The 19,927-nt window shown below is 26.0% G+C and carries 19 protein-coding genes and 1 pseudogene; 1 reads left to right on the top strand and 19 read right to left on the bottom strand.

All coding sequences use genetic code 11. From position 1 onward, the window contains the following. Window positions 1–24: 24 nt before the first annotated feature. The 6 genes from BN7997_RS02265 to BN7997_RS02240 form a co-directional block, all read right to left on the bottom strand. Entirely contained in the window at window positions 25–513 is a 489-nt protein-coding gene (locus BN7997_RS02265) for a deoxycytidylate deaminase (protein ID WP_071119265.1), read from the bottom strand. A 95-nt stretch (window positions 514–608) separates the two neighbouring features. Then, complete coding sequence (locus BN7997_RS02260; protein ID WP_071119264.1) at window positions 609–1,466, bottom strand: bifunctional 5,10-methylenetetrahydrofolate dehydrogenase/5,10-methenyltetrahydrofolate cyclohydrolase; 858 nt, start codon at window positions 1,464–1,466, stop codon at window positions 609–611. Between the two features lie 432 nt (window positions 1,467–1,898). Continuing rightward, window positions 1,899–2,483 (bottom strand): helix-turn-helix domain-containing protein, encoded by a 585-nt coding sequence (locus BN7997_RS02255; protein WP_071119263.1) that lies wholly within the window; start codon window positions 2,481–2,483, stop codon window positions 1,899–1,901. Window positions 2,484–2,686: 203 nt separating this feature from the next. Further along, window positions 2,687–3,325, bottom strand: coding sequence for a nitroreductase family protein (locus BN7997_RS02250; RefSeq protein WP_071119262.1), 639 nt, complete (start codon window positions 3,323–3,325; stop codon window positions 2,687–2,689). A 178-nt stretch (window positions 3,326–3,503) separates the two neighbouring features. Continuing rightward, window positions 3,504–3,971, bottom strand: a complete 468-nt coding sequence (locus BN7997_RS02245; RefSeq protein ID WP_071119261.1) for a threonine/serine exporter family protein — start codon at window positions 3,969–3,971, stop codon at window positions 3,504–3,506. Continuing rightward, complete coding sequence (locus tag BN7997_RS02240) at window positions 3,971–4,759, bottom strand: threonine/serine exporter family protein (RefSeq protein ID WP_071119260.1); 789 nt, start codon at window positions 4,757–4,759, stop codon at window positions 3,971–3,973. The genes BN7997_RS02245 and BN7997_RS02240 overlap by 1 nt, the downstream gene beginning before the upstream one ends. A 129-nt stretch (window positions 4,760–4,888) precedes the next feature. On the opposite strand from BN7997_RS02240, the pseudogene BN7997_RS02235 reads away from it, so the two are divergent. Further along, window positions 4,889–5,575, top strand: a pseudogene (locus tag BN7997_RS02235) (IS982 family transposase); the annotation flags it as partial. A gap of 177 nt (window positions 5,576–5,752) precedes the next feature. Here BN7997_RS02235 and BN7997_RS02230 read toward each other — a convergent pair. The 13 genes from BN7997_RS02230 to BN7997_RS02170 form a co-directional block, all read right to left on the bottom strand. Beyond that, the gene (locus BN7997_RS02230; protein WP_071119258.1) at window positions 5,753–6,259 is read right to left on the bottom strand and encodes a superoxide dismutase family protein; all 507 of its coding nucleotides are present in this window, start codon (window positions 6,257–6,259) and stop codon (window positions 5,753–5,755) included. Between the two features lie 847 nt (window positions 6,260–7,106). Beyond that, on the bottom strand, window positions 7,107–8,516 hold the full coding sequence (locus BN7997_RS02225; RefSeq protein WP_071119257.1) for a vWA domain-containing protein: 1,410 nt from the start codon (window positions 8,514–8,516) through the stop codon (window positions 7,107–7,109). 3 nt (window positions 8,517–8,519) lie between these two features. Next, entirely contained in the window at window positions 8,520–9,647 is a 1,128-nt protein-coding gene (locus BN7997_RS02220; RefSeq protein WP_071119256.1) for an ATP-binding protein, read from the bottom strand. Window positions 9,648–9,658: 11 nt separating this feature from the next. Next, entirely contained in the window at window positions 9,659–10,462 is an 804-nt protein-coding gene (locus tag BN7997_RS02215) for a hypothetical protein (RefSeq protein ID WP_071119255.1), read from the bottom strand. Window positions 10,463–10,895: 433 nt separating this feature from the next. After that, window positions 10,896–11,318 carry an N-acetyltransferase gene (locus BN7997_RS02210; RefSeq protein ID WP_071119254.1) on the bottom strand — a complete coding sequence of 141 codons (423 nt, stop codon included), beginning with the start codon at window positions 11,316–11,318 and terminating at the stop codon, window positions 10,896–10,898. Between the two features lie 306 nt (window positions 11,319–11,624). Beyond that, window positions 11,625–12,302, bottom strand: coding sequence for a class B sortase (srtB, locus tag BN7997_RS02205; protein ID WP_071119253.1), 678 nt, complete (start codon window positions 12,300–12,302; stop codon window positions 11,625–11,627). A 519-nt stretch (window positions 12,303–12,821) separates the two neighbouring features. After that, the gene (locus BN7997_RS02200; RefSeq protein ID WP_071119252.1) at window positions 12,822–13,283 is read right to left on the bottom strand and encodes a hypothetical protein; all 462 of its coding nucleotides are present in this window, start codon (window positions 13,281–13,283) and stop codon (window positions 12,822–12,824) included. Window positions 13,284–13,400: 117 nt separating this feature from the next. After that, window positions 13,401–14,084 (bottom strand): hypothetical protein, encoded by a 684-nt coding sequence (locus BN7997_RS02195; protein ID WP_143023148.1) that lies wholly within the window; start codon window positions 14,082–14,084, stop codon window positions 13,401–13,403. Between the two features lie 36 nt (window positions 14,085–14,120). After that, entirely contained in the window at window positions 14,121–14,621 is a 501-nt protein-coding gene (locus tag BN7997_RS02190) for a hypothetical protein (RefSeq protein WP_071119250.1), read from the bottom strand. A 38-nt stretch (window positions 14,622–14,659) separates the two neighbouring features. Next, window positions 14,660–16,771, bottom strand: coding sequence for a DUF5011/hyalin repeat domain-containing protein (locus BN7997_RS02185; protein ID WP_071119249.1), 2,112 nt, complete (start codon window positions 16,769–16,771; stop codon window positions 14,660–14,662). A 73-nt stretch (window positions 16,772–16,844) separates the two neighbouring features. After that, window positions 16,845–17,345, bottom strand: a complete 501-nt coding sequence (locus BN7997_RS02180; RefSeq protein WP_071119248.1) for a hypothetical protein — start codon at window positions 17,343–17,345, stop codon at window positions 16,845–16,847. 99 nt (window positions 17,346–17,444) lie between these two features. Beyond that, a complete protein-coding gene (locus BN7997_RS02175) occupies window positions 17,445–18,074 on the bottom strand; it encodes a hypothetical protein (protein WP_071119247.1) in 630 nt (209 codons plus the stop codon). 186 nt (window positions 18,075–18,260) lie between these two features. Next, window positions 18,261–19,175 (bottom strand): chemotaxis protein, encoded by a 915-nt coding sequence (locus BN7997_RS02170; protein ID WP_071119246.1) that lies wholly within the window; start codon window positions 19,173–19,175, stop codon window positions 18,261–18,263. Between the last annotated feature and the right edge of the window lie 752 nt (window positions 19,176–19,927).

The raw sequence follows: 19,927 nt of genomic DNA, 5'->3' as shown, positions 1-19,927 counted from the left end.
TATAGGCTATTTTATAATTACTTTCTATTTTTTATTAAAGTTTATCTCTATTTTGTCAACTTGAGGTGTTAATTGTATTAATTCCACTTTTGCCTTTTCAAACATGTATTTAGATGCTTTTATAGAATCTGTATCTGCATATTTATCTTCTAAATAGTATACTGTCTTTATTCCAGATTGAATAATATTTCTTGCACAATCATGGCAAGGGAATAAATTTACATAAATCCTACAACCCTCTAAAGACTTTCCTCTGGCATTTAATATTGCATTTTGTTCAGCATGTACTACATATGGATATTTAGTTTCTAAAAATTCTCCTTCTCTTGACCAAGGAAAATCTTCATCACTACAACCATTTAAAAACCCATTGTATCCAATAGATACGATTCTGTTATCTTTATCAACTATGCATGCTCCAACCTGAGTAGATGGATCCTTACTTCTCATTCCTGATAATAGTGAAATACCCATAAAATAATCATCCCAAGATATGTAATCAGTCCTTTTCATAATTACCTCCATTCGAATTAAAAATTTGCTTCATTAATTTCATTAACGATATAACACTCGCTACCTATTTGTTTATATTCATTACTCAAAATATATTACTTTATATCAAAATTCATTTTATATAGCTCTATAACATTGTCTATCAATGAATTTATAGTAGCTTTTCCTGTACAATTTATTCTATTTGAAACAAATTTAGCTTTACCTAATGCTACAATTTCATCAACATCAAAATCTAGAATTTGCTTACCATTTACATAAGTAAATCCTACTCCTATAACAACTGCATCTTCTTTTATATCTTCTGATTTTATAAGATTTTGACGTCCTACACATGAAATTATTATATCAGCCATTTTTACTAAGCTAGATAAGTCTTTAGTTTTGCTATTTGCATTTATTAAAGTTGCTCCTCTATTCATTAACATAGTACATAATGGCTTTCCTACATGATTTGATTTTCCTATAACTAAAGCTATTTTTCCTTCTATATCTACATTGTATTGTTCTAATAAAGAAATTACTCCTTTAGGTGTTGCTGGTGCTAATTTCTTGTCATTTCCTAAATTTATTTCACCTATCCATTCTCTAGCAAAACCATCTGCATCTACATCGTAGTTTATTGATTCCATAAGTTTTTTAGTATCTAAATGCTTAAATGTTGGTAATTGAAGTATAACGGGTATTTTTTCTTCATTACATCTATTTATTATATTTAATACATCTTCATTATTACAATGTTCTTCAAGTTTTACAACTTCTACTTTTAATCCAGCTTTCTCTCCTTCTTTTATTTTACCTTTGATATACCTTGCATTTCCTTCATCATTTGATGCATTTATTATTACAAATTCAGTTTTTTTTCCTATTGCTATTTCTATATTTTTAATATCATTTTGATATATCTTTATTTTATCTTCACACATTTTTATTGCATCTATTATTGTTGTCATTTTTCTCTCCTAATTAGTATTTTATTATTTATATTATATTAAATAAGATAATATAATTACAATGACTTATTCTTTATAAAATTTAATGAACTTTTTAACTCTATCCTATATTAGCTATCTGCTTAATACATATAGATTAAAATAATCTATATGTATATATTTTTATATTAAACAAATTATTTTATGTAAATTTTCTTTAAATATGTATATTATTTTGAAAAATGATAATACTTAAAATATGAACGGAAAACATACCTATCTCCCCCAGGTATATTAAAACTACAGTTCCCCCAACTGTAGTTTTTTACTTTATAAATATAAAAATAGAAAGTATCCATTTTATTGTTGGTATACTTTCTACACTATAAATACTATTAATAATTTTTATATTTTATTGCACTTTTTAATTCGTAAAATTTATATCGTTTACAATTATACTATTTGATAAAATAACCCATGATTTACACAATAAAAATATAACTTACCATGACCTGACTTACGGAATCTAAATTGCATATTCCATTCAGGGTATTGTTTTGTTATAAGAGCTCTATCACCCTTTACATATGCAACAAAAGATATATAATGTTCCTTTGTCATTTCATGTTCAGTTGTTACATATAATTCGTCTTCTACTGGTTCTATATCAAGCTTATGCCCTTCTTCTGCTTTTTTTGCAACCAATGGTTCTAGCGTCTTACCACAACAAGATATTGTAGCATTTCCTGTAGCTGTCATTAAATTCCCACATTGTGGACATACATAAAACTTTATTTTGTTCATATTTCCTCCTACTAAATCGTTTAAATTTATTTGTCCAGATAATATTTGATCAATACTTACACCTAATATTTGTGATAATTCTGGAAGTAAAGAAATATCAGGACATCCTAGACCTCTTTCCCATTTACTTATTGTTTTATCACTTATATTCATTAAATCAGCTATTTGCTTTTGAGTCATGTTCTTATCTTTTCTTAATTCATATATCAAACTTCCAATTTTTTTACAATCCATCCTTATCACCTCTTAATATTAATTTAAACTAATTTGTAAGACAATTCAATAAACTAAACGTAGAGTTGTTTATACTTATAAATACTTTCATATAGTATTTATTAAATATCTATATTTTATATACTAGACAAACCTTTAAGATAGTAAGCTTATTAAATAATAAGAAAAGCTTATTAGTAAATGACTAATAAGCTTTTTATTATTTAATCTATAAATGTTACAACTTCTTCTAAAGGTTTACGAGGAGGTTGTTTCGGAGTATCATCTTCTGCTACCCCTAAAGAAATCATAGACATTAATTCATATCCTTCTTTTTCAAATCCTATAAGTTCTTCTATCTCTTTTTTTGCATGTGTTGGCCCTGTCATATAACAAGTTCCATATCCCATTTCAGTTGCAGCTAATAAAATATTTTCTACCGCAGCTCCTATTCCTTGTGCTGCAGATTGAGGAGATACTAATATATCTAGAACCTCTTGTGGAGCATTATTTTCTTTTAATATTTTATATTCTATCATCTTGTACTCACATGAATACACTATTATTACTACAGGAGCATGTTTAAAACATGTATAGTAGTTTATTACGCTCATATGTCTTTTAAAGTCTTTTTCATTCTTTGCAAGTTGGCCTATATTTTCATGACTTTTAGTTACTATATCAGCCATTTTATTTATTATATCTCTATTTTGTAACACTACAAAGTGCCAGTTTTGCTGATGCTTTGGAGATGGTGCATAAGTTCCAGCTTTTAACAGTTCAATTATGTCTTCTTTTGGTACTGGTGTATTTTTAAATTGCCTTACACTTTTACGGTTGTATATGAAATCTAAATTTGCCATATTATTTTCTCCTCTTGTACAACTAGTTTAATTTCAAAGTAATTATATAATTATAGCTATTTTATGTCAAATTTTAAATACTATAAACTGATATATTAACTTTTACATCTATAGCTTATAATTTTCCCTAGATAAAAATTCCATATCGTAGTTTACTTATATGTAAAAACAAATAAATTTATAAAGTTCTATTAATATGTAGCTTCTCTCTTAAATTTCTATAATATGTCCTAAATAAAGATGAAATAACAATAACTCCAAGAGCTATAGCTCCACTTGCTAAAAGAACATTAGCACCCGTAGTAAAAGCTAATTGAAAATCCTCCTCTACAACATAAGACATTGTATTATATAATCCAAGACCTGGTATTAATGTTATTATTCCAGGTACTATAAATAATATAGTAGGCTTTTTCATCTTCCTTGCTAATATTTCGCTTAATAATGCTGCTATAGATGCTGCTATAAAATTGGAAGTCATCATATCAATATTAATTCTCATTAAAAGTACATATATAACCCATGATATCATGCCTATAGAACCAGCTACATAAAGTGTCTTCTTTGGGGAATTTAGAAATACTGCAAATCCAACTGCTGCTAAATATGAAAATATCACATGTATATACATCGGCATCCAAATCATTATAATACGCCTCCAAATCTAACATATATATTCATTGCTATACCAACACCTACTGCAATAGCTGTGGCTATAATTCCTGCATCAATTGCTCGTCCTACTCCTGACATAAGTTCACCTGATACTAAATCTCTTATAGCCTTTATAAATGGTACTCCTGGTAAAAGAGGCATTATTGACCCTACTATCAACATCTTAGGTGTGTCTAATATTTTAATTTCTACAAGACCTACACCACAAAGTCCTATAATTATGGATGATACTAATGTAGCAAAAACAGGTATGTTACTTATTTTTTTAACTTCGTTATATGTAGTCATAGCCATCACTGATGTTATAAGAGTTAACATAAATGTTAATGCATTATCTCCTCCGACTAATACAGCAAAACTAGATGAACCAATTGCTGTCCATATATTTACAGCTCTTTGCGTATGAGGTGATTTGTCTTCTAAATTTTTCAACTCTTCTATTGCATCGTCTATTGACATATCTGTTTGACTAACAAATTTTCTAGAAAAATCATTTAATAAATCTATTTTATTTAAATTTATACATCGACTTTCTATTACCTTCATAAATGTATATCCATCAAATCTATCATCAGATACTATAATTGTATTAGGTGCCATGAATACATTTATGTGTGTAAATCCTCGTGAACTACAAATTCTTTTTACAGTGTCATCCACCCTATAAGTTTCAGCTCCATTTCTAAGCATTAATTGTCCTATAAATGTAGCTAATCTTAAAACATCTTTTTTATATTTATGAGTATTATTATCAGCCATAAATACCACCTTATTCGTTTATTTTATAGAAATAAATTAATCCGTTGTGCTAGTTAAATTTTACAATAATAAAACTCCAACAAATATAGTACCCTAAGATTATCACCAATCTAAAGGAGGGTTACTACAATGTTGGAGCTTAATAATTATTATATCCAGAAAGTAGAAAATTTAACGGATTTATTTACTATAATTTTTACAATAGTCGATGATATATATAATGATATCATACCTATAAGTATTAGAAATAGACGTAATATCAAAGATAGCAAACTTTGCGATAGCGAAATAATAACTATAAGTATAGTTGGTGAACTTCTAACTATAGATTCAGAAAAAGCATTTTTCAGCTTATTGAGTAGAGAATATTCAAAACTATTTCCAAAGTTAGGAGATAGAACTAGATTTAATAGGACAAAACGAAATTTACATTCTGTAATTAATGAAATAAGAGAGTATATTTCATTGTATATTAAATCTTATTCGAATAATATAAGAGTTATAGATAGTATGCCGATTCCAGTTTGTGAGTTTGGCAGAGCACATTTCAGTAAATGTTTTAAAGGCGAAGCCTCTTATGGAGTATGTCCATCAAAAAAACAAACCTATTTTGGCTTTAAGTTTCACGCACTTACTACAATAGATGGTTTCTTAACTGACTATGTTATAACGCCTGCAAATGTTGATGATAGAAATGCAGTATGGGATTTATGTGACAAATATAATTCAATTTCTATTATAGGTGATAAAGGTTACATTAACAAAAGGCTAACGCCTGAGTTAAAAACTGAAAAAGATATAAATTTATTATTTTTATAGTAGTCGAACTTAAAAAAGTTCGACTACTATATTTAATTATATACAAAAATACCCTATAGAGTAAACCTTTTTATTAGCTGTCTACTCTATAGGGTACATTTTAAATTTCAAGAACTTTTTTATTTATATTATTTATTAATATAAGTGAGTAATTTAAAATTTCTACTTTAAGTTTTAATAATAATCAATAATACCACAAGCCCATCTCGCACCTGAATTTCCTGCTGGTTGTGAAGTAAAATCATCATATCCTGCATGAAGTATGAAAGATTTACCTATAACCTCATCTACAGTAAATCTATTAGTAAATGTTGAAAGTATTCCTATACCATTAGCTGATAGAACCGGTGGTAAATCACCTGCATGCATAGGATGTGCTACATTACTTGGATTATAATGAGATTTTGCAGCAGTAAATAGCTCATTATTATTACCAATAGAACAGTCTCCAACCTCATGAATATGAAGTCCATGGAAAGAACTTGCTTGATTATTTACATTAGGTATACCTGTTATATATACCTTTATATATACTCCTTCACCTAATTGGTATAAATATATAGTTCCCCTTATACAAGGTGCTAAAGGTCCACCTTTTATTTGAGCATACGCATTTGGTCTAGATGGGTTATATGCTGAAAATATCTTTTGTATATCGTATTTAGGACAAGATGTATCCATAATATACCTCCTAATAATATAATCAATTATCACGATATATATTATGATTTATCCTTATTTTCTGTTAATGTTGTCTATTTATATTTTATTAGTAAGCTATGTTTTAAATGAATGTTGAAAAATAATACAATATAATTAACTTCGTAATTGTTATATATTAAGAACTTAATAATAAATTTATTTTTTTGTTTATTTTTTCAATTAATGTAGTATAATATGAATACAGATAAAATAAAAAAGAAACCACAATCTAGTGGTGTAGAGTAGTGGTTTCTAGTATAGACTATTTAAAGAATTTAAACTTAACTTTGAATTCAAATTCCAAACCACTTTTTCTATTTGCACTAGAAGAGTGGTTTTTTATTTTATCATATATGTAGTTGGTAGCTAAACCAATCCAAATAGAACTAATAAGTCATAAGATAAAATTTATCATTAGTTCCATATAGAATACACCTCCTTCCTACTTACTGTAGGAACTAGAACTATATGAAACCACCACTCATAGATTGCAGTTTCTTATGGTGTACTATATCATACAAAAGTAATTAAATGTAACATTTTATATAAAATCAGTTCATATTTGTGAAAAATATTATCCTATTATTCATAATTGCCATACATTAGTACTTTTAATAATTTAAACTATAGTGTATGGTTATTTTTAACTTATAGTTAGTTCGTAATATTAATATAATGCGAACTAAATAAAGAGTTGCATTTGTTTATTCATACAACTCTTTATTTTTTATTATTCAAAATTTATCTAATTTCAACATTGTGTTAAAACATAGCCTAAATTTAAATATTTACTATAAGATAGTATGAATAATTTGAATAATAATATTTATAACATTGGTTGCTGGTTATTCATTGAATATCCATCATCTCTAACATCACTCATGTCTATAGTATCTTCTTTAACTTCAACCTTGCTAAGTTTTTTAACTGCTCCATAAGGATTATTTAATGATAATTTATCTCCTCTTCCCGAAATAACCCATAAAACCTTATATCCTCTAGGTATAACTTCTAGTCTATCTTCTCCCTTACCATCAGTAAAGTAAACTAATAAATTAAGTTTTTTCTTATTAGCATATTCAAAAACTGGAGTAAACTTAGTACCACCTCTTATATTAATTCTTTCTTTTATATCTTTTACAGATTTAACTTTATAGGTACGTCTAATTTCATTATCACATTCTATAATAGTAATTTCATGATTATAGTTTTTTACTATTTGAAGAACTTCCTTAATAGCTTGTTTAAATTCTTCATCACTAATACTTCCACTTGTATCAAGTGCAACAGCAATTTCTGCTTTATGTCCTCTAAGCTCTCCTCTTAAATCCAGTCTATTTGGTTGTCTTCTATTTCTTCTTGTTATAGTTTTCTTTCTATTGCTTTCAACTGTACCCATAAGTTTTTTAAGATATAAGTTCCAAGGTAACTCTCCCTTACTGTTTTTTAAAGCCGAAATTAAACCACCTAAATAGTTTGGTATTTCACCTTTTTGAGATAAAGTAACAAACTTCTCTGTAAATTCTTTAAGAGTTTTTTCATCTATCTCATCAGATTCTTCCCAAATATCATGAGTATGCTCTGGATTATATTCAGTTTCTATATTTTCATTTTCATGATTATCAACTTCTTCACCATTTTCATCAACTTCTTGTAAATCAAGTTCCGTTTGAATCTTTTCTACATAATATTCAAATGATTCATATGGTTCAAGTTTTAAGTTATAATTTGAGTTTAACCATTGAAGTGTTGTTGCATATGGTGGTAAATAGTTTAAATATTGATTTACTACTACATCCATTGCAATATTAATAGCCAATGTACTATACTTATTTTTTAATTCTTTTCCTCTTAATAAATGCAGCGATAGTATATGAAGTATTTCATGCTTAATAGTACTTTCCATCTGTTTCATATCAAGACTTAAAAAAATTATTGGATTAAAATATATTACATATTTAGCACCTTTAAAGTTTATGGCAGTTGGGCTACTTATATCAAATCTAATATCTCTTAAAGTTTGAAATAAAAAGTATCCATAAAAGTTATCTTTATCTTCCATAAGACTTAAATTAACTTTGTCTACTAATTTAAAAAATTCATCTTTAAAATCTTGTGATATATCTATATCAAAATTTTCACCTTTTTTATTTGCCTTTAACATAGCATAAGTATTTATTATTTCTTCTGCTTTGTTGTAAAGGCATTTTGCTTGTTTATCAAAATAACTTTCCATAGATTATCCCCTTATCATACTATAAGATTCAAAGTATAATTCTACGAATTCTTCATTTTCTATAGCTTTATTATATACATTTATATAATTACTCTTTATATCTTTCATAATTCCTACCATTAAATCAACAGGATATGATTTTAAAAACTCAATAAATCTATTTATATTATTTTCTGATATATCATCATTTTCAAAGTTTAATTCTAATGTTTTTAATATATTCATTGCTGATAAATAAAGTCTTGTATGACTTTCGCTTTTTACTTTTTCTATAACACTTGAACTTAAAGTTTCACATGAAAATACATCTTCATAAGATATTAATGGACTACAATCAGACTCAACAAAGCTTATAAACTCTTCTGCTATAACCTTTCCTACATTTCCTTTTATAACATTTAAAAATACGTTTCTTGGTATTGAGTCTTTCTGTTCTTTATAAACCTTATAACTCTTAGAAACTCTTTCATAACTTCTTGGAGTTGCACGTAAATCATCTTCATTTATTCTGTGTAAATACTCAGGGAATGTTGATATAAACTCTATAACCTTTTGTTCTATACCTGCATCCATTGCCCAATTTAGCCATTGATTATAATCAGGTTCCATGTTTAACCATACAAATCTATTTTCTTGTGCTGCATCCATATCAACAACTTGATAATCAAAATCTGAACCGTATTTGCTTGATGGGTTCATTGCAGCTAATATTTTTACATCATCATGTAGCTTATATCCGTTTATTTCTCTATTTAATATTAAGTTCATTAATTCTTGTTGTACTGTATGTTCACAACGATTTATTTCATCTATAAATAAAAGAACGCTTTTTCCTTTAGCTATTTCTTCATCAATTTCTCTTAACTTATTGTGAACTGCATATACTGTAATTTTCTTTTCTATCTTTTCTCCATTAGAGTTTGTTGTTGTGTAAGATTCTATAGTTGGAAGTCCACCTATTTCACCTTCTTTAAGTAAGTTACCATCAATAACAACTAAACTCCAATTATTTTCTTTAGCAAGTTTCTTTGCTAATGCTGTTTTTCCTATTCCACTTTCTCCTACTACTAATGGTACTTCATTAGTTGATAATACTAAGTCAACACTCTTTAATGTATCTATAAAATTCATCGGTATATCTCCTATATCATCTTTAATTTTTCATCTACAGCTATCTTTCTAGCCTTTTTACTACCATACTTATAAATAAGCATTATCTTGTCTATTTCAAAGTTTTTACTATTTCTATCTATCATACTGCAATTTAAAAAGTCTCTAACATATTTTTCTTCAACTTCTTCTTTTGCTAAAACCTCTTTTAACACTTCTTCCAGATCTTCTTTTGATATTTCTCTTGCTACATATTTAATTACCAAAATATTTTCTTTTAAGAAATTTAATATTTTATCCTTATCTAAGTTATGTATAAAGCTAATTGCCGCTTCATTATTTTTAATAGCTTCAATTTCTATATTATGACTTGGTGAATTAATATATCTTAATGCATCATAACTTATTTTTATAGCTTCTTTTTGAACACTTTCATAAGGACTTTTTATAAACTTTATTGAATCATAATTTTTTCTAACAGCAAGTAATTGTAGTTCTTCACTTGGATTTTTTGCATATTTTATAGCCCATCCAGCTTGATTTATAGCTAACTCAATTACTTTATCTGTTGGATTTTTTATATAATCTAATATACTCCATCCTGCATTTACAGCTTTTATCATCATTTCTTCTGTAGGATTATCTATATATCTAATAGCTCTAATATTATTATCTAATGCTAACTCTTGCATTTCTGTAGTTGGATTATCTATATACTCTAATGTTAATCCATCTTTTTTTATAGCTAACAGTTTCATTTCATCTGTTGGATTATTTATTGTTGATATAATACTAGGATTATTATTTATCATTTTTATAATTCTTGATTCTTCCATATATGCCTTCCCTTGTATAGTTGTTTTATATAATCATTTCTATTATAATTAATATACTTTATTTTGGTAGTTTAAACAGAATAATTCTACCAATATATAATAAAACTGTTAAAATGTAATATAGTTAGATAAATTTAAAATAAAAAATTCGCTATGCTTGAGCGATGTGTCGGCGAAACACTTCATGTCGCCAATGATATGACACTCGCTACAGCTTCGGTCACATCCGTTGCTTGAACCACTGCGTGGGCGAATCATTTCAAAATGTCTTTTTTTACGTTTCTGGAGTTATTGATATTATTTATATTTATAAGTTATCCATAAAAAATTTCATATCATAATTTCCTTGTACGTAAAAAAAGAATAATCATATATAAATTATTCTTCTTTTATATTTATAAATATTAAATTTTAATGATTATATTGAAAAAATTTATTTTTTCATATAGTATTCTATACTACCTGTATCGTCATTAATTTGTTCATCAAGTATATTAAATCCAATACTTTTATAAAAACTAACAGCTCTACTATTATCTTTATATACAGTTAATGTTAGTTCGTCATATATACTATCTACATATCCAATTAATTTACTTCCAATACCAAGTCCTTGATAATTATTGTCTACAAACAAAGCTCCTATAAATTCTTTATCTATTACTGATATAAACCCCTTAATAATACCTTTTTCTTCATAAATAAAACTATCTGCTATAGGTATGTAAACTTCTTTTACAGTGTTATAGTTAGATTCCCAATATTCTTTCGATATAAAATCATGGGCTTTTATAGTGCTTTCTAACCATATATTCATAACTTTATCTATATCTTTATCTTCTAATTTTCTTATCATATTAGCTAATGCCTCCTGCTACTATTAAATTTTATTAATCACTTTCTTTAGCTACATATCTACAGTGCCATCCAAACCATCAATTTATATTAGTTAATATTTTCTATTGAAGTTTCTTAATATATCTTACATTATAATAAAAGTCCAATTCAAAATGTACTTTAATATCTACATTTTGAATTAGACTTTAAAATATAATATTACTTTTGTAATTTTTAATTTAAAAATTAAATTTAATCTATTTTAATATATTTCAAGTTTATATATATCAGAAATATTAAATATATTCTTAAATAATATTTATAATTATTTTAAAAGTTTACCATGTACAACCATTCTTGCATCATTAAATTCATAAGAACAAGTTGATAAAGTTATAATTTTATCATTTTCATTTACATCTATATCTGATTTATACTGTGACTTATTTTTTATATCTTCTAAAAATTCTTTGTATTGGTCTTTATCATCAAAGTTAGTTTTAATATAATTATCTTTAGAATCTGTAACATATGCTGAGAAAACTTTATATTTTAAAACTTTATCATTTTCAACTTCTATTACTATATCATTATCTCCATAGAAAAATTCTTTTTCTTTATACTTCTTTAATTGCGCAAACATAGTTTTATTTCTCATATGATGACCAAATAAAACTGTATTTTCATCATTAAATCCATGATTTAAATAATTCATAAAAATAGATCCTGATGATAAATAGTTTTTATTAATATCCTTGTCTAAATAAAATGAGTTATCTTTTCCTTGAACAATAGGATAATTTATATTTGTATTATCTATCTTAATCCAACCTCTGTAGTCTTCGTATTTGTCATACAGATTCTCTTCTTCTTTTTCTACTCTAATTTGTTCATAAGATTTGTCTGCTTTTTTGTATTCTGTACTTTTTATATATACATTATATACACATATATCTATAATTAAAATCAAAACTACATTGATTATATTCTTTAAGATTTTCATAACACAATCTCCTTAATTAATAAAGTAAATAAGTACATATTCTTTTATGATTTTTAATAAATACCATTTTGCTACAAATTCATAACCACGTAAAATATGTTTTTATTTATTATAATGTGTATATTTAAATAAATAAAGCTGATATTGTGTATTTAAAAAATCTATATATTTATTTACCGTTACCAAGAGTCCAAAGCTATAAACTTTTATCTAAATAGAGGGTAATTTTTCTTATTTTTCTCTATTTAGATAATCTATTAAGGTTTTTGACTACTTCGGTAACACCTATCTTAACATATTGAAATTTACACATTTAACCCGTTACCAAAGGGTGTTACCGAAGGTGTTACCAAAAATTTATGGTAACACCTTTTTTAAAATTAGCGTTACCATAAATTCCGCTTCGGTAACGCTAAATCTGTCTTTGGTAACGCTTAGTTTTGCTTGAATATTAATATGTTATAATGACTATAAAAATACACTGTCGATATTTTTGACAGTGTATTTTTATAGATAAATTTATGACCAATTATATTGTTTTAGTTTTGTATCATATTCCATGTATACTCCACTTAATAATGATATTTTATATTTTAATATTTCAATATCATCTACATTTCCACTTGCTGGTGCTTTAGCTGCGTAAAGTGTTGAAGTTTGTCCAGGTTGTATTGCTTCGTTGCTACTTAGTTGTATAGTTTCTTGTGTGTCTTTTAGTTGTATATCTAACATTAGTCTTGTTATTGTTTCTTTTGAATTGTTAGTGTAATTTACTTCTAATGTTTGTTCAGCACCGTTGTTTACTATGTTAAATGTTAGAGGTATTTTATCTATTCTTAGTGGTAGTTCTTTTACACTTGGTTCTATTTTATTTTCTTTTTTATTATTGTTTATTATGAAAAATGTGCATAATCCAGCTATTATAATCACTATAATTAACAGTATTATCCAATATTTTTTTAATATTTCTTTTAGTTTCAATTTATAATATCTCTCCTTAAATATTTTATATTACATATATTATTTACAAATTTTATTTAAAATATAAAAAAATTACCTAGGGATTTAATCCTAGGCAATTATTTTATATTCTTTATTTTAACGATTTATTGAAAATATAAAACTAGCTGTAAAATTAGACATTGCCTTATTTTTATTACATTCACGCTCTGGTAATTCCCATCGTTCTGAATGAAATTTAATACCTTTTGTTTCATTAGCACTTAGTGAATATAACTTTTTTTCTTCTTGTGTTAATTCTCCTAATCTCCATAAGTCAACTTTTTTATTTACTTGAGTAGTACTTAAATCTTCTACTCCACACAATTTTAATTCCATTTGTGTTTTATTATCATTTGCAGTTAATGATTCAATATAAAGAGGTACTGTATCACTATCTAGCGTTTCACCATCTCTTTCAAATGAATCTATACTTACAGATATGTTCTTACTACCATTATTTTTTATAGTATACATCGGAGAATAAAAACTACCATCTGGCAATCGAGTGTTAGGTAATACATAAAATTCCATATTTACTGGTACTGTAACTGATATAGTATAATAATCGCCATCTTCAGGCTTATTACCTTCTATTTCAAAACCATCAAAATCAGGATTATCATCAAGTTCTGGATCCCATTCTCCAATTTCACCATCTAATATAGTAGAATCATTCTTAATAGTAGAAGTTTTAACCTTTGATGTATCTGCAAATATATCTAATGAATATTTATTTATACTCAGAGCAAATATTAGTAATATTAAAATTTTTTTCCTCATAGGCATCTTACCCTCAATATTTCTTTCCAAGTTATGTTAACTTTCAATTTTTATTATTAGTTTTGCAGCACTAGTTCCTTTGTATTCTCCACTTTCTATATCATATGCATTTATAGTTGCAGTTGCATTATATTCCCCTGCCTTTAATTTTTTAGTTAATTTTGCATATTCTATATAATGATTCGGTAATATTTCACCAGATTCAAATACCTTTTTATTATTATCATCTAGTTTTATTTCTACTTTGATTAAGTGCTTATTATATGGTGGATTTGCAATTCTAAGGTTTCCCTCAGATTTTCCATCTTTAAATATTGGTCTAGAGTTTATTTCAAAAGAAAATGTTGATTCATCAGCTTTTCTTTGTAAAATTTCTTTAATTTGTTCTTCAGTATACCCAGGTATTATACCTTCTTGTAAAATTCCACCAGAAATATTTACTTTATTATCATTGTTATTATTAATAATAACAATAATACCTAATAGCATTATTAATATAAATAATAAGGCTATTAATATTTTATATTTTTTATTCATTACATCACTTCCCATTTTAAATATATTCTATATTTAAACTAGATTTTATTTATTCTAAATATTAAAGTAAATTTTTCACTTGCTCCATCCTTATCAACACTTTCCCCATTACCTTTACCAACTTCTCCAGATAATTGAATTATACTTGAACTTGCTGGATCTAGTCTTAGAATTTCTTGTGGATTAATTATTTTTTCACCTAAATCAATACTTCTACCTTCATTACCAACTAATTCTAAATGTAAATTTGATCTATCCAAAGTTGATATATCTTCAGTCTTAGGTTTAACTGTTATTCCTCCACCTTTATCACTATCCCTAAACTCTGATACAGATACACTTATACCAACAGAACTTCTATTATTTATAGTATAATTGGCAGAATCAAAGTTTCCATCTTGGTCTACTATAAATGACATAGCAGTTGGTACCTCTACTTGAATTTTACCACCAGGTAAACTTCCATCATATTTACTAACTGAACCTTTAATATCTACAATATGACTTAGCACTTGTGTGTCATTTCCTACTATAGACTCACTAGATAAAGATGATACAGCTATATCAGATTCATTAGATAAAGATACTAAAGATGTCTTTTTTGTTTTATTTTTACTAAAATTTTTAAATAACATTCTTGATAAATTATTTTCATCTTCATCTTTCAAATTAATAGTTACATAAAATTCCTTAGCATACTTTTCGCCTTTTTTATTTACTATTGATACTACTACTATTTGTCTTCCAACTATATTTGTATCAACATTATTACTTTCAATTTGTATTTTATCTGTTATATCTTCACCATCAAAGTCAATGGCTTTTAAATTTAAATCCTTTATTAAATCAAAGTTGTCACCTTGTGTAAGTTCTAAATTTTCACCTGTTATTGATGTTTGATTGATATTAGATATATTTATATTAGTACTATATATCTCTTTATTATATATAGTATTACCATCATTAGAATTTTGATTTAAACTTATATCACCTAATATTTTTAAGTGATATTCTCCATTCCTATCTATAGGTAAGTACATTGAGTAGTTATTTTTTTTATCTAATTTTATATCCTTTAGTTTCTCATTCTTATTATAAAATTCTAATCTTAAATTAGATGATGTATTTTCTAAATCATTCAATTCAAATTTAATATTTATTTTCTTTTCTAAAGATAATTCTTCATAACTAAAGTTATTAATAAATGCCTGATCTTTTAATACTTCTATTGTTTGTATATTTTCACCTAAACTTATCCATGATCCATTCGACAATTTTATATGTTCTAAATTATACTCATATACTCCAGAAATATCTTTTTCATCTATAAATACCTTATAGTTTTTATTATTAAATAATTTATCAATTATATTGTTATTTCCATTATATAAAGTATATTCTTGTCCATTTATCATTACCGCTATTGGAGTAATATGTTTTTTAGATATGTTCAGATTTAAATCAAATCCTATTTTTTCACCTTTTTTTACATTACTTTTAATCGGTTTAAAAGTTAATAAAGAAACATCTAAGCGAGTTTCCTTTACTGTAACAGTAAATTCTTTTTCCTTGTATTCTCCATTACTTAGTCTTACACTAGCTTTTACAGTATAAATTCCTGGAACAATTGTATTTACATTATTTCTTTCAAGTATTATACTATCACTTATATCGCTTCCATCTTTATCAGTAGCCTGCAACTTCAAATCTCTTTTTGCATTGAACTCATAACCTTCTAATATTTCTAAGTCTATACCTTTTATTGATGACTTATCTATACTAGCTGATGAACTAGATGATGTATTCTGTGATGTATCATTTTTATTGTTATTATTAGTAGTATTTGAGTTAGGGCTTTTATCATCATTTAATGTTGAAAATCCTTCTTTTAAGGTATGTTTTGAAATTTCCTTGTCAATTACTGCATTAGTATTAATATTTCCATTTGCTAAGTCTTTATTTCCATTGCTTACATTTGATGACTGTTCTTCTATTTTTTCTTTGTTATAGTTTTTATTATTAAAATATTTATTAGTAGCTATGCCCCCAATAAGACTCAATATTATAATCACAATAATAGAATATCTTAATAATCTTCTAGCTGCTATATAAGATAAAGTATCTTTTAAAATACATTTTATTTTTTTCATATTATCTTAACAACTTTCTATATATTTTCTATACGAATTAATAAGGAGTAACCATTAAATAAATCCTATTGTACTATTTAGATGTTATTATCATATCTACGGCTACTTCCCCAACTAATTCATCAGTTTTTTGATCATATGCTTTTACTGAAGCAACACCATTATGCTTTCCCTTTTTAAGTGCTTTTCCCATAAGTTCTATATCTTCAATATATTGATCTGGTGATATTTTTTGTGTTCTTATAATCACTTTATTATCTACTCTAACTTCTAATTCTATATTATGAGCACTATATCTTGGATTTGCAAACATTATAGTTCCTCTTTTTCCTACAAATGTAGGCTCAGTATATATACTAAATGCTACTTTTGATTTATCAACTTCTTTTTGCATTAATGCTTTTATTTCTTCTGGTGTTAAGTCAGGAGCTACACCTGTTCCAAGCACATATCCTGATAAGTTGCTAGCACTAGATTTATACTCTGATTTAGCTTTTAAGTATAAAAATCCACCTACAGATAATCCAAACAGTAATAGTACACTAATTATAATTATAATTTTATTTTTTTTCATAATTAATCCTCCTTATTAATTACACAGTAATAATTCCTATATAATTATAAATCCATAATAATTAATTATTATGGATTTACGATTATATTATTATATTTATTAATGGCTCTCTTTTTTTATTTTGTATATTAAAGTAAAGTTTCCTGATGCTCCATCTTTATCTACACCTTGTGGACTTAACGCACTTGAACCATCAGCCTCTTTAGTTCCTGCTCCACCTTTTAATTGTATAAGACCTGTGTTTGCACCTGATACATTAAGTATTTTTCTTTCATTTTCAGTTTGTAGTTCTGAAACTTTTGCTAAGTCAACAGTTTTTGTTTGTCCACCAACATTCCCACTTAGCTCTAAATAAACATTTGATCTATCAAAATTAGTTTCTTGTCCTTCTAAATCAGTTTTCTTCTTTACTGTTATATTTCCAGTATTTGTTCTGAATTCATCAACAAAAACATCTATTCCTACTTTACTTTTATTCTCAACTCTGAAGTCGCTTCCTTCGAAAGTTCCATCTTGATCCACTCTAAATGTCATTGATGTTGGTAATTCAACTTCTATTTTACCTTCTGGTGCTATACCTTTTTTGTTCGATACAGTACCTGTAACTGTTACATTGTGAGTAAATGTATCATTTTGATTTCCACCTATTGTATCAGCATACACACCTGTTGCTGGTAAAGCTACAGCAGCAGCTAAAGCTAAACCTAAAAATTTCTTCTTCATTGCCATAATTTTTATCCTCCACGATTTTAAAATATTTATTTTCATATATAATAGAAATTAAATTCATCCTTGAATAAAATCCCTATTACATCATATAACATTTTACGACATTTTTCAACTTTTTTTTAATTTTCTTTTTTATCAGAATTTGGTATTAAATTCTGATAATTTAATACAATTTGATTCATTAAATTATTTTATCAATCTATCTATAATATTTACCAGTTCCACAATCTCTGGCTTAGTTATCTGCTCATCAGCACCAACTTCTTGTCCCTTTATCCTCAACTCATCACTAATTAAAGATGAGAATAAAATTACAGGTATATGCTTTAACTCATCATCAGTTTTTATAAGTTTTGTAAGTCTATGACCATCCATTAAAGGCATTTCTATATCAGAAACTATACAAGATACATAATTACTTATAGGTAATCCACTTTCTTTAGCTTCTGTTAAGTAATTCCAAGCTTCTTTGCCATTGTTGAATTTAACTGTATTTTTATAACCTGACTTATGTAAAAATCCAATAATTAAATTTGAAAGCATCATTGAATCTTCTGCTACTAATATTTTCTTTTGACTTTCTACTCTATCACCAAGTTCATATAATCTATCAAGTGTAATAGATGTTTCTGGGCTTATATCTGCTATAATTTTTTCAAAGTCTAATATAGTTATAAGTCTGTCCTTATATTCAGCTATTGCAGTTGCTACACTGTCTTCTCCACTGTATATAACTTTATCTGGTTTTTTTATGTTTTCCCAAGAAACCCTGTCTATTCCAACTACACTTTCAACTCTAAACGCAAAGTTTAACTTGTTAAAATGTGTAAGTATGAATATATCATGACTTTTATTTTCTGATTTTTCTATATTTAAACATTTGGCTAAATCTATTACTGTTATTACCTCTCCTCTTTGTTTAAATATACCTTCTACAAAATTATGTGAGTTTGGCATTCTCTTAGTTTCTTGCGCTCTCATGATTTCACGTATTTTGGCGATATTTATTCCAAATAATTCGCCACCTACAGTGAACTCCATTATTTCAAGTTCATTTGTACCTGACTCTAAAAGTATTTTTGTTTGATTTGGAGTATCCATAGTTATTGTTCCCCCATCCTACATTAAGTTTAAATAATCACTCTATTATTTATATACGGTACTTATTTAAATTTATTTAGATTATTTTTTGAATTTTTTATAAAAATGCTGTGTTTTAACACGATGTTGAAATTAGGTAAGTTTTGAATAGTAAAAAACCAATTAAATAATAATATTATCTAATTGGTTTAATTTGAGTATTTAATAAGGAATTTTTATAAAACAATTTAAATATTAAAAAAGTAATTTTTAATATACCTTAAAATATTTAATTAATAAAATGAATGAATAGTAATATCTATAATACATTATATAACATAATACATATAAAGTCGATGTATTTTCTTAATTTTCTGTAAATTATGTTATAACTATCGATATTAAAAAACCAACTAAATAATTAATATTATCTAATTGGTTTTTTATGTGGTTTTGATATCTTATTCTATGAGATTCTTAATGTCGTCTTATTTTATAGTAAACAATATACACTTTGAAAGTTTTTGGATATATATTAGATTAATAAATAATACTATTCATCGACACAATAAATTATAGCAAAATTCGACAATTTTTTCAATACTATTTTATAAATATTATGTATATTTATTTTGTGTTTTATATGAAACTATTCATCTTATCCAAATGCTTTAATATATATAGTTATAATGTATCAGCATATTTAATATAGATTATATATAATTTTTACTCAATATCAACATTTTGTTAAAACATAGCCTATAAAAAAAGAA

Source organism: Romboutsia timonensis (genome assembly GCF_900106845.1).
In the GTDB taxonomy this organism is placed as follows: Bacteria; Bacillota; Clostridia; order Peptostreptococcales; family Peptostreptococcaceae; genus Romboutsia; species Romboutsia timonensis.
Note: the sequence above shows the minus strand (reverse complement) of the source record. Positions and strands in the feature narration are given on the sequence as shown.